This window comes from Wolbachia endosymbiont of Pentalonia nigronervosa, assembly GCF_014534705.1.
In the GTDB taxonomy this organism is placed as follows: Bacteria; Pseudomonadota; Alphaproteobacteria; order Rickettsiales; family Anaplasmataceae; genus Wolbachia.
Genome location: NZ_JACVWV010000052.1, coordinates 1 through 8722 on the forward strand (window position 1 = coordinate 1; position 8722 = coordinate 8722).

General features: G+C 34.5%; 9 protein-coding genes and 1 pseudogene. 6 read left to right on the forward strand and 4 right to left on the reverse strand.

Translation table 11 applies throughout. The features are described 5' to 3' along the window. Positions 1-164: pseudogene (locus IC220_RS05200) on the forward strand (IS256 family transposase); the annotation flags it as partial. A gap of 61 nt (positions 165-225) precedes the next feature. On the opposite strand, the gene IC220_RS05205 reads toward IC220_RS05200, so the two are convergent. The 3 genes from IC220_RS05205 to bioB all read right to left on the reverse strand — a co-directional run bounded on the left by IC220_RS05205 (position 226) and on the right by bioB (position 3335). Next, positions 226-1428 (reverse strand): ankyrin repeat domain-containing protein, encoded by a 1203-nt coding sequence (locus tag IC220_RS05205; RefSeq protein WP_188153468.1) that lies wholly within the window; start codon positions 1426-1428, stop codon positions 226-228. 200 nt (positions 1429-1628) lie between these two features. Then, a complete protein-coding gene (locus IC220_RS05210) occupies positions 1629-2273 on the reverse strand; it encodes an ankyrin repeat domain-containing protein (protein WP_188153469.1) in 645 nt (214 codons plus the stop codon). Between the two features lie 102 nt (positions 2274-2375). Further along, positions 2376-3335, reverse strand: coding sequence for a biotin synthase BioB (bioB, locus tag IC220_RS05215; RefSeq protein ID WP_369408763.1), 960 nt, complete (start codon positions 3333-3335; stop codon positions 2376-2378). A gap of 25 nt (positions 3336-3360) precedes the next feature. On the opposite strand from bioB, the gene IC220_RS05220 reads away from it, so the two are divergent. The 5 genes from IC220_RS05220 to IC220_RS05245 all read left to right on the forward strand — a co-directional run bounded on the left by IC220_RS05220 (position 3361) and on the right by IC220_RS05245 (position 8429). Next, entirely contained in the window at positions 3361-4500 is a 1140-nt protein-coding gene (locus IC220_RS05220; protein WP_188153471.1) for an aminotransferase class I/II-fold pyridoxal phosphate-dependent enzyme, read from the forward strand. Between the two features lie 143 nt (positions 4501-4643). Next, positions 4644-5315 (forward strand): alpha/beta hydrolase, encoded by a 672-nt coding sequence (locus IC220_RS05230; RefSeq protein WP_188153472.1) that lies wholly within the window; start codon positions 4644-4646, stop codon positions 5313-5315. After that, positions 5284-6045 (forward strand): methyltransferase domain-containing protein, encoded by a 762-nt coding sequence (locus tag IC220_RS05235; RefSeq protein WP_188153473.1) that lies wholly within the window; start codon positions 5284-5286, stop codon positions 6043-6045. Before IC220_RS05230 ends, IC220_RS05235 begins: the two co-directional genes overlap by 32 nt. A gap of 228 nt (positions 6046-6273) precedes the next feature. Further along, complete coding sequence (locus IC220_RS05240) at positions 6274-7572, forward strand: ankyrin repeat domain-containing protein (RefSeq protein ID WP_188153474.1); 1299 nt, start codon at positions 6274-6276, stop codon at positions 7570-7572. A 188-nt stretch (positions 7573-7760) separates the two neighbouring features. Next, positions 7761-8429 (forward strand): ankyrin repeat domain-containing protein, encoded by a 669-nt coding sequence (locus tag IC220_RS05245; protein ID WP_188153475.1) that lies wholly within the window; start codon positions 7761-7763, stop codon positions 8427-8429. A gap of 118 nt (positions 8430-8547) precedes the next feature. Here IC220_RS05245 and IC220_RS05250 read toward each other — a convergent pair. Further along, the coding region (locus IC220_RS05250; protein WP_188152743.1) for a transposase at positions 8548-8722 on the reverse strand (175 nt) is incomplete at its 5' end.

Here is an 8722-nt window from a genome sequence, read left to right on the forward strand (position 1 = left end):
AGACCAAGGGCTCATTTACCAGCATAAATGCCTTGTATAAGTTGGTATATTGTGCTATAAAGAAGGCAGAGGAAAAATGGACGATGCCTGTGCATGATTGGGCAGTAGCCATATCTCAGCTTGACATTTTCTTTCCTGGAAGATTGAAAATTGAGTTGAGCTAAAAATGTGGTTTGACACAGTTTATTTAACACTCCCGCAACTTGCTTTGCAGTATGCCTCTGTCTATTCGCTGCTTTTCCCAATACTCGTAACAACTCCAGCGGCTTGTGTATCACGCATTCTGCTACTTATTTCACTAATATTCTGTTCAGCTCCTTTACGTGAAAAGGACCCAATTACTATCATTGCGAATACACCAATTACTAATATTGAAAGTGCTAACGGCTTAGTATTTCCTTGTATAACACTATTTGTTGCTGCCAGAACAGCTATTAAAGTTGCACAAAATACAAGTGATTTAGCGGTTTGTATGGTTTCTTTTTTTCCCAGAAGATTCTTTATTTCTTTATTACAAGTTAAGTCTTTTGGAGTTTGATTATCTTCATTCTTTAATAAAGGATCTGCACCTTTTTTCAATAGAATCTCTACTATCTCTTTATTACCACGTTTAGCAGCCAAATGTAAAGGTGTGTTTTGATTCCCATCTGAAGAATGAACACTTGCACCCTTTTCTAAAAGAGACTCTAATATACCTATATGGTTTTCCTGAGCAGCCAAATGTAAAGGTGTGGATTTATTTTTATCTTTAGCATTGATAAGTATATTATTATATTGTAATAACCTATCCACAACACCTACATTATTACCTTTAACAGCCCAATGCAGAAGAGTTTCTTCATTTTTATCTTTAAGATTCACCAGGTCTTCTTGTGATAATAGAGAACTCACCACATCTGCAGTACCACTTCTAGCAGCCCAATGTAAAGCAGTGGCTTCATCTTTATTATCTGTAATCTCAGCATTTATGCCTTCTTTTTGTAATAAAAAATTCACCATAATGTAACTGCCACCCCAAGCAGCCCAATGTAAAGCAGTGGCTCCGTTGTTATCTGGAGAATTAATACTTGCCTTTTGTGCCAATAATGAAGCCTCTTCTGGAGTTGTGTTATTATTTTCAACACTCGCGTTAGCGTTGGACTTTATTTCTTCTAATACGATATTTAGTATTCCTTTCATGCCACAATAGGCAGCAATATGCAATAATGTACCTTCATTATTAATGCCTTCATTTTGAAATGGAAACTGGTGATAGACACTAAATCCGCTTTTTTCCCAATCTTTATGTATATTTTGATGTCTTGTGATTAATTTTCCTTTTAGTTTTTCAACTAGAATTTGATAACTTAAATTTTCAGCAGGATTTATGTCATCTAATATTTCTTGTAATATTTCTTTCCATGTTGTAGCCGATATTGTAGAAAGCATCGTTCCTCCTAAAATTCTCATATTATATATTAAAATAATAATATTTTTATTAAAGAAAGTAACACTATTTCTATTTAGGCTCTATAAATCCGGAGGTCTAATATTTGACGTATTGTGATTTTTGTAGTCCTAGCTTCTGGAATCTGGTACCGGATTTTGCTATTTTCACCATAGAAAATAGCCAGAAAAGTGCCTGTAACTTATCTTGGAATGTCTGGAGTATTTTGTCTTTCTCTTGTATGCTGCTGTATAGTAACTTCTTCTACATCCGTTGAAGAGCGATCTAATGTTGCTCTTACCACATCAATATTACCATTAATTACAGCACGGCGTAAAGGTGCGGGTCTATCATAATCCCTGGCATATATGTTAGCTCCTCCTCTTATTAACAGATCAATTATCGATGCATTACTGCCATTCATTACAGCGAGCTGTAAAGCGGTGAGTTCCTGATTATCTCTGGCATTTGTATTAGCTCCTCTCGAAGTAATTTGTCTTTCACCATTTCTTTGTGTTGAGTTTAATTCCTCCACGATTTGTATAGGGTCTAATTCCTCTAATGTTTTTCCTCCCATCTCCTTAATAGCTTTTTCAAGATCTTCTAACGTCTTGTTATTTATTCTTTTTGGATTGTTTGTGTTAAAGCCTTGAGTATCAGCCATAATCAAAAAATCTAAAACTGTACCATGTTTACTGTTAAAGCTAATAAGAGCATTAATATTGCCTTTTAATTGATTGATAATCTCTAATGCCCTTTTGCGATCTTCATCACTATCTTCTATTTCTACGAGAAGTAAAAAAAATTTTGCAACTAACTCTTCTTGTAATTTCTTTAATTCTATCATTATTTAATCTCTTAATTTATGAGTTAATGTTATTACATAATAAGTAAATTACGTCAATATCTTTGCTAATTTGCTACTTGTGTGTTAACTATATTTTTACTATTAGGAAAAATGCTCGACACATTGTAATTTCTCTAGTCCTAGTTTCTGGAATAAATAATTATCCCGTTCGGGCACCGGATTTTGTGCGGTAAGTAGTCTTTCACCATAGAAAATAGAATTAATACCAGCAAGAAAGCAAAGTGCCTGTAGTTCATCTGACATTTTTTCTCGTCCGGCAGCTAGGCGAATATAAGACTTTGGCATCATAATTCTTGCTATTGCGATAGTGCGAACAAAATCAAATGGATCAATACTCTCTACATTTTCAAGCGGAGTGCCAGGAATTTTTATTAGCATATTAATTGGTACTGATTCTGGAGGTTCGTTCATATTGGCGAGGCAAACTAGCATTTTTATTCGGTCCTCATTAGTTTCACCCATGCCAAGAATACCACCACAGCAGACTTTAATTCCAGCATTACGTACATGTTCCAACGTATCTAAGCGATCTTTAAAAGTACGGGTTGTGATAATTTTGTCATAGTACTCTTCAGATGTGTCGACATTGTGATTATAAAAATCCAACCCAGCTTCTTTCAGCATATTAGCTTGATGATCTTTTAGTAATCCAAGAGTAACGCATGTTTCAAGACCTAATTTTTTTACTTCTTTGACCATCTCGCAAACGATTTTTAAGTCATCATCACGAGGTCCGCGCCAAGCTGCGCCCATACAGAAACGAGTACTACCGGCTTCTTTTGCACGTTTTGCTGCTTCAACTACTTCAGCAACTTTTGATAGAGATTCTTTTTTTAGCCCAGTATCATAGTGCGCGGACTGTGGGCAATAAGAACAGTTTTCAGGGCAGCTACCTGTTTTAATACTGAGAAGTGTGCTAACTTGTATCTCATGAGAGTGAAAATGTTTCCGATGTTCCGTTTGTGCTGCATAAATTAATTCAGGAAACGGCAGGGCAAAGATTTCGTTTGCCTTGGCAAAAGTCCATTCTTTTGTCATTATTTTATCTCCTAGTAAGAAAAACTCTATGTATCACTTATACCATGAATATTGTAATACATTGCAAAATAAAAGAAAGTATCGTCAGTTGCCTGATGTAACACTAGCTCCAGACTTTATTGATTTTTCCACAAATGATTACTTTAATTTAAGTAAGTCAGAAATATTACTTGAGGCAGCAAAACTTGCTGGCATGCAATTTGGCGTAGGGTCTACAGGTTCTCGATTACTTTCAGGTAATACAAAAATATTTGAGGATTTTGAAATTCAAATTGCTCAAGATAAGAAAACTGAATCGTCTCTCATTCTAAATTCAGGATTTCAAGGTAATGTAACGGTACTTGCAAGTTTGCTGGATCAATCAGTTTTAGGCAGCAAACCGGTTGTTTTTTTTGATAAGCTTAATCATGCAAGTCTATATCAAGCGGTATTTTTAAGTGGTGCTGAACTTGTACGATATCGACATAATGATATGGATCATTTAAGCAACTTACTTGCAAAATTTGCAAATGTCTTAAGGCCAAAGTTCATCGTTACTGAAACTATTTTCGGTATGGATGGAGATATTGTGCCAATAGAAGAAATTTTTACTCTCAGCAAGGAATACGGAGCTTTTTTGTATCTGGACGAAGCACATGCAACTGGTGTTATTGGTGATAGGGGATATGGCTTATCTACTAGCATTAACCTACAAGAAATTCCGCATTTAGTTTTAGGTACTTTCAGTAAGGCTTTGGGGTGTTTTGGTGCATATGTTGCTTGCTCTCAAGTTATAAAAAATTATCTTATCAATAAGTGCGCAGGATTTATTTATTCAACTTCTCTTTCTCCAATTGTTATTGGAGCAGCAGCTAAAGCTTGGAGTTTAATGCCACACCTCTCCGATCAACGTCAAACTTTGTATTTAAAAGCTACAAATTTAAGAGATAAATTGAAAATGTTAGGTTTTGATACCGGAGATTCAACTATGCATATTATTCCAATAATATTAAGTGATGAAGATACTGTTATGAATGCAAAGGCAAAACTTCTAGAGCAAGGGATAGTTGTTTCTGCTATACGTCCACCGACGGTTCCTCCTGGAACATCAAGATTACGTGTTGCACTTAACGTCAACCACTCTGAAGAGAATATAAACCGTTTGCTGCATGTTCTGAAACAAGTATAGACTTCTTTCTAAATTCAATTTCTGATGGCAATTTTGTTGTTAAAGCTGAGCTATGCTCCTCAAATATATCCAAGTATTCTGCGGTGTTCGCTTGCACTTCTTCTAAAAATTTCTTACCATAAATCGATTTTGAAAGAAGTCTTATGAGATATAGCTTTGTATTCTGCCATGGTTGGGGATTTGATCACAAATTTTTTGCACCTCTCATAAATGAATATTTTTCACATACCTCCTGCTACTGCTTAGATCTTGGTTATTTTGGAGAGGAAATGTTAGATTTGCCAAGTCAAGACGATTTGAGTCAAAGTTATAATACATTTATTGGTGTTGGACATTCTCTCGGGCTAATCAAGCTAGCTTCATTAAATATAGAGTTTAAAGCACTTATTGGAATGCAGGCTTTTACCAATTTCCTAGGGTTTGATTCACAATTACACAAAAAAAGAAAACTCGAACTCAGTGCGATGATAAAGCACTTTCATATGAATCCAATAGATACATTAACGTCCTTCCATCAACGTTGCGGTATAAATCATCACTTTTCTAGTCATTTTAACAAAGCAAAGTTAATGCAGGATTTACAGTCGCTTACTGCAATGCATCAATTACCGAATGTACCACTGTTGATATTAGGTGCAGTGAATGATAGTACCATTCCTTTAGAACTTATCTATGATAATTTTGGTAGAAATAAAGTAAAAATTGTTGTACACAGTAAAGGTCATCATTGTTTAGGGTTATATGAGCGTGATTTTGTATATGAACAAATTGCGAATTTTTTGAATGGAATTACACAAGAAATCCATACAGGGTAATTTTAGCAGAGCAAGCTCATCTTACGATAATGTTGCTTTAGTTCAAAGAGAGTGTGCTACAAAATTGGTCAATTACTTGAAAAAATATTTTCCTAAATTTTATCCACGTTCTATTTTAGATTTGGGGACAGGTATTGGGTACGTTCCAGAAAGCTTGTTTAGCTATTTTCCTAAAAGTAAATTTGTTTTAAGTGATATATCACCTAACATGCTCATACAAGCAAGAAAAAGACTAGATCTTGCAGTGCAGGCAAAGGAGTTGCTGGGTGACATGGAAAAACAGGACTTTGGTTTTCATGATCTCGTTATTTCGAATCTGGCACTGCAATGGACAAGTGATTTAAATAAAACAATAAAAAAGTCTTATGAGAACTCAGGTATTTTTGCCTTTTCATGTTTGCTTGATGGCACATTTAATGAATGGTCTAAAATTTTCATGGAATTTTCATTACCTGTACCGACTTATCAGTACCCATCTAAGCAGGAATTGGATAATTATTTGCTTTCTTTAAATCCAAATGCATACTTTTCTGATTTAAAAGAGTTTACGTTAGAATTTTCAAGCGCAAGCAGTTTTATGAGATATTTAAGAGACTTAGGAGCAAATTATAGCACACAGAAAATTTCTCCTATTGATCTAAAGAAAATTATTAAAACCTATACAAATAAGATTTATATCACATATAAAGTATTTTTTGGAATTCTCAGTAGACCTTGTAAAACCCATTAAAAATTCATTATACAAAATAATGAGAAAATGGTATAACCTTGCTATAATATGAGCATAAACCTATGGAAATTTCTTGATCCCAAGTGCGTTCAAGCGAATTTTTGGCAGTGAAGAACATTCTCTTCCACTTTAAGTTTAAAAGATAAGTATTTTCAACTGGAAGCAACTTGACTTTTCAATAAAATAATGTTGTAATTTGAACTATATATACTAGTATTAGAAAGAATTATGGGTGATGAGGCACTTGAAAAATTATTAGAAAATAGAGATTCTGAAGATAAAGATGGCAAAGGAAATACTCTTCTACATTTTGCTGTTAAACGTGGTCAGATGAGTGTAATAAAGGCGCTATTACAAAATGGTGCAGATATTAATGCTCAAAATGCAAAAGGAAAAGCTCCATTACATTGGGCTACTAATTATGCTATTAAAAGTTGTGATAGTAGTAGTCGTCTGAATACAATAAGAACTCTATTAAGATTAAGAAAACCAAAAATTAATACTGTAAATAATGAGGAAAGCGCTCCTATTAGGTATAGCAAAGTAGCTATAGTAAAGTTTTTATTAGAGAAGGGTGCAGATTCTTTGTTAGTTGATAAAAAGAGGAGGCTTCCAAGATATTTCGCTTATAACGATCGGATAGAGCAGCTTTTGCAAAATGCAGAAATATGTCAGGCTGCTAGAATTGGTTGTGTATCTTACATAAAGGGTCTGCTAGAAGAAGGTGTCGATGTTAATGTTAAAGATAAACATGGAAATACTCCTTTACATTATGCTGCTGAATGTAGGCAGATAGAGGTAGTAAAGTACCTAATAGAACAAGGTGCAGATGTTAAGATTAAAAGTAAATATAGAAGTACTCCTTTACATTGTGCTGCTGAATGGGGGCAGATAGAGGTAGTAAAGTATCTAGTAGCAAAAGGTGCAGATGTTAACGTTCAAAATAGACTCGAAGAAACACCGTTACATTTGGCTGTTCAAAAGGATCATATAAAAATAGTAGAATATCTATTAGCACAAGGTGCAGGTATTAATACTGAAAGTAGAGAGGGAATGATACCTTTACACTATGCTGTTGAAAAAGGTCATACAGAGATAGTAAGGTATCTATTAGAAAAAGGTGCTGATATTGATGCTCAAAATGGCTATGGAGAAACTCCGTTACATTTGGCTGCTGAACATAAGAATATAGAGGTGGTAAAGATTCTATTAGCACTAGGTGCAGATGTTAATGTTGTAGCTAAAAATGGAAAAACTGCTTTACAGATGGCTACTAAAAGTAGACTTTTTTCAAAATCGATTTATGGTCAGGGATTTTTAGGAAAAGTGCAAGCGAACACCTCGGATATATTTGAAGAACACAGCTCAGCTTCAACAGCAGAATTGCCATCAAAAATTGAGTTTCGAAAGAGGTCTGATCAAGAGGTAATAGATGCTCTGTTAGCAGTGGGTGCAAAACCTGACACTCAAATGGATGAAACAAAAAAGGCACAGCATAACCAAGGTGTAGGTTGGGGTGCAGAATAGTCATCTTTAGTATGTGATAGTGTATCGATGGTCATCGATACGTTTCTTAAATACACCTTAATGATACCTGCCAATTCTATTTTAAATTTAAAAGCTGGAGATATCAGCGCAATTTAAACTAGAAAATAACTTGACTTTTTTGCAAAAGTATTATAAATTTAGTATATATATTAATTTGAGGATAGAGTATGCTTAGTAATAAAAATAACTATGAAATACCTCCTTTACATGAGGCTGCTAGAAAAGGTCATTTAAATGAAGTGGAGGACTTAGTAGAAAAAGGTGCTAATATTAATTCTAAAAGTGAAAGTAGAGCAACTCCTTTACATGGTGCTGCTTTATATGGTCGTGAAGAGGTAGTAAAGTATCTGATAGCAAAAGGTGCAGATATTAATGCTAAAAATGGAGATAGGTGCACTCCTTTACATTGGGCTGCTATAGGGGGTTATGAAGAGATAGTAGAACTTCTAATAAAAAAAGGTGCAAATGTTAACATAGCAAGTCACGGATTTAAAAAAAATTTTTTACATTGGGCTGCTGAAGGTGGCTATGTAAAGGTAATAAATGCTCTAGTAGAAAGGGGTACAGAGATTAATACTCGAGATAATAAATACAAAAAAACTGCTCTACATTATGCTGCTTTTCATGGTCATCTAGGTGCTGTAAAGGCTTTAGTAGAAAAAGGTGCAGATGTTAATGCTATGGATAATAAAGAAAAAACTGCTTTACATTTTGCTACTGAAAAGGGCTATGAAGAAATAGTAAAGTTTCTTGTAGAAAATGGCGCAGAGGTTGATCGACCTAAGACTCCAGTAAATGAAGTACTAATAGCAGGAGGGCCTGGCTTAGGTAAATAGTCATCTTTTTAGTATGTGATAGTGTATCGACGACTATCGATACACTTCTCAATAGTGATGCTTTTTGTGCTTCTTAAGACATAGAAATAGGTTTTCTAAGAAGATGTCTTGAAATCATTTAAGTAGCTAATTTATTAAGCATAACGGTAATCATATTAAAGAAAATATTGGTTTTTGAGGTAAGAGGAGAATGTTCGTAATCTTTGCTCATGCGCCTAAAATTGGAGAGCCAAGCAAAGGTTCTTTCAACTATCCAACGTTTTGGAATAACCTGAAATCCTTCAGCTTCGGGA

Excerpts from the sequence above, each read along its gene's own strand:
- IC220_RS05245 (WP_188153475.1), top strand. The coding sequence starts at position 7,761 with ATGCTTAGTAATAAAAATAACTATGAAATACCTCCTTTACATGAGGCT.
- IC220_RS05210 (WP_188153469.1), bottom strand. The coding sequence starts at position 2,273 with ATGATAGAATTAAAGAAATTACAAGAAGAGTTAGTTGCAAAATTTTTT.
- IC220_RS05205 (WP_188153468.1), bottom strand. The coding sequence starts at position 1,428 with ATGCTTTCTACAATATCGGCTACAACATGGAAAGAAATATTACAAGAA.
- IC220_RS05235 (WP_188153473.1), top strand. The coding sequence starts at position 5,284 with ATGGAATTACACAAGAAATCCATACAGGGTAATTTTAGCAGAGCAAGC.
- IC220_RS05230 (WP_188153472.1), top strand. The coding sequence starts at position 4,644 with ATGAGATATAGCTTTGTATTCTGCCATGGTTGGGGATTTGATCACAAA.
- IC220_RS05240 (WP_188153474.1), top strand. The coding sequence starts at position 6,274 with ATGGGTGATGAGGCACTTGAAAAATTATTAGAAAATAGAGATTCTGAA.
- IC220_RS05220 (WP_188153471.1), top strand. The coding sequence starts at position 3,361 with ATGTATCACTTATACCATGAATATTGTAATACATTGCAAAATAAAAGA.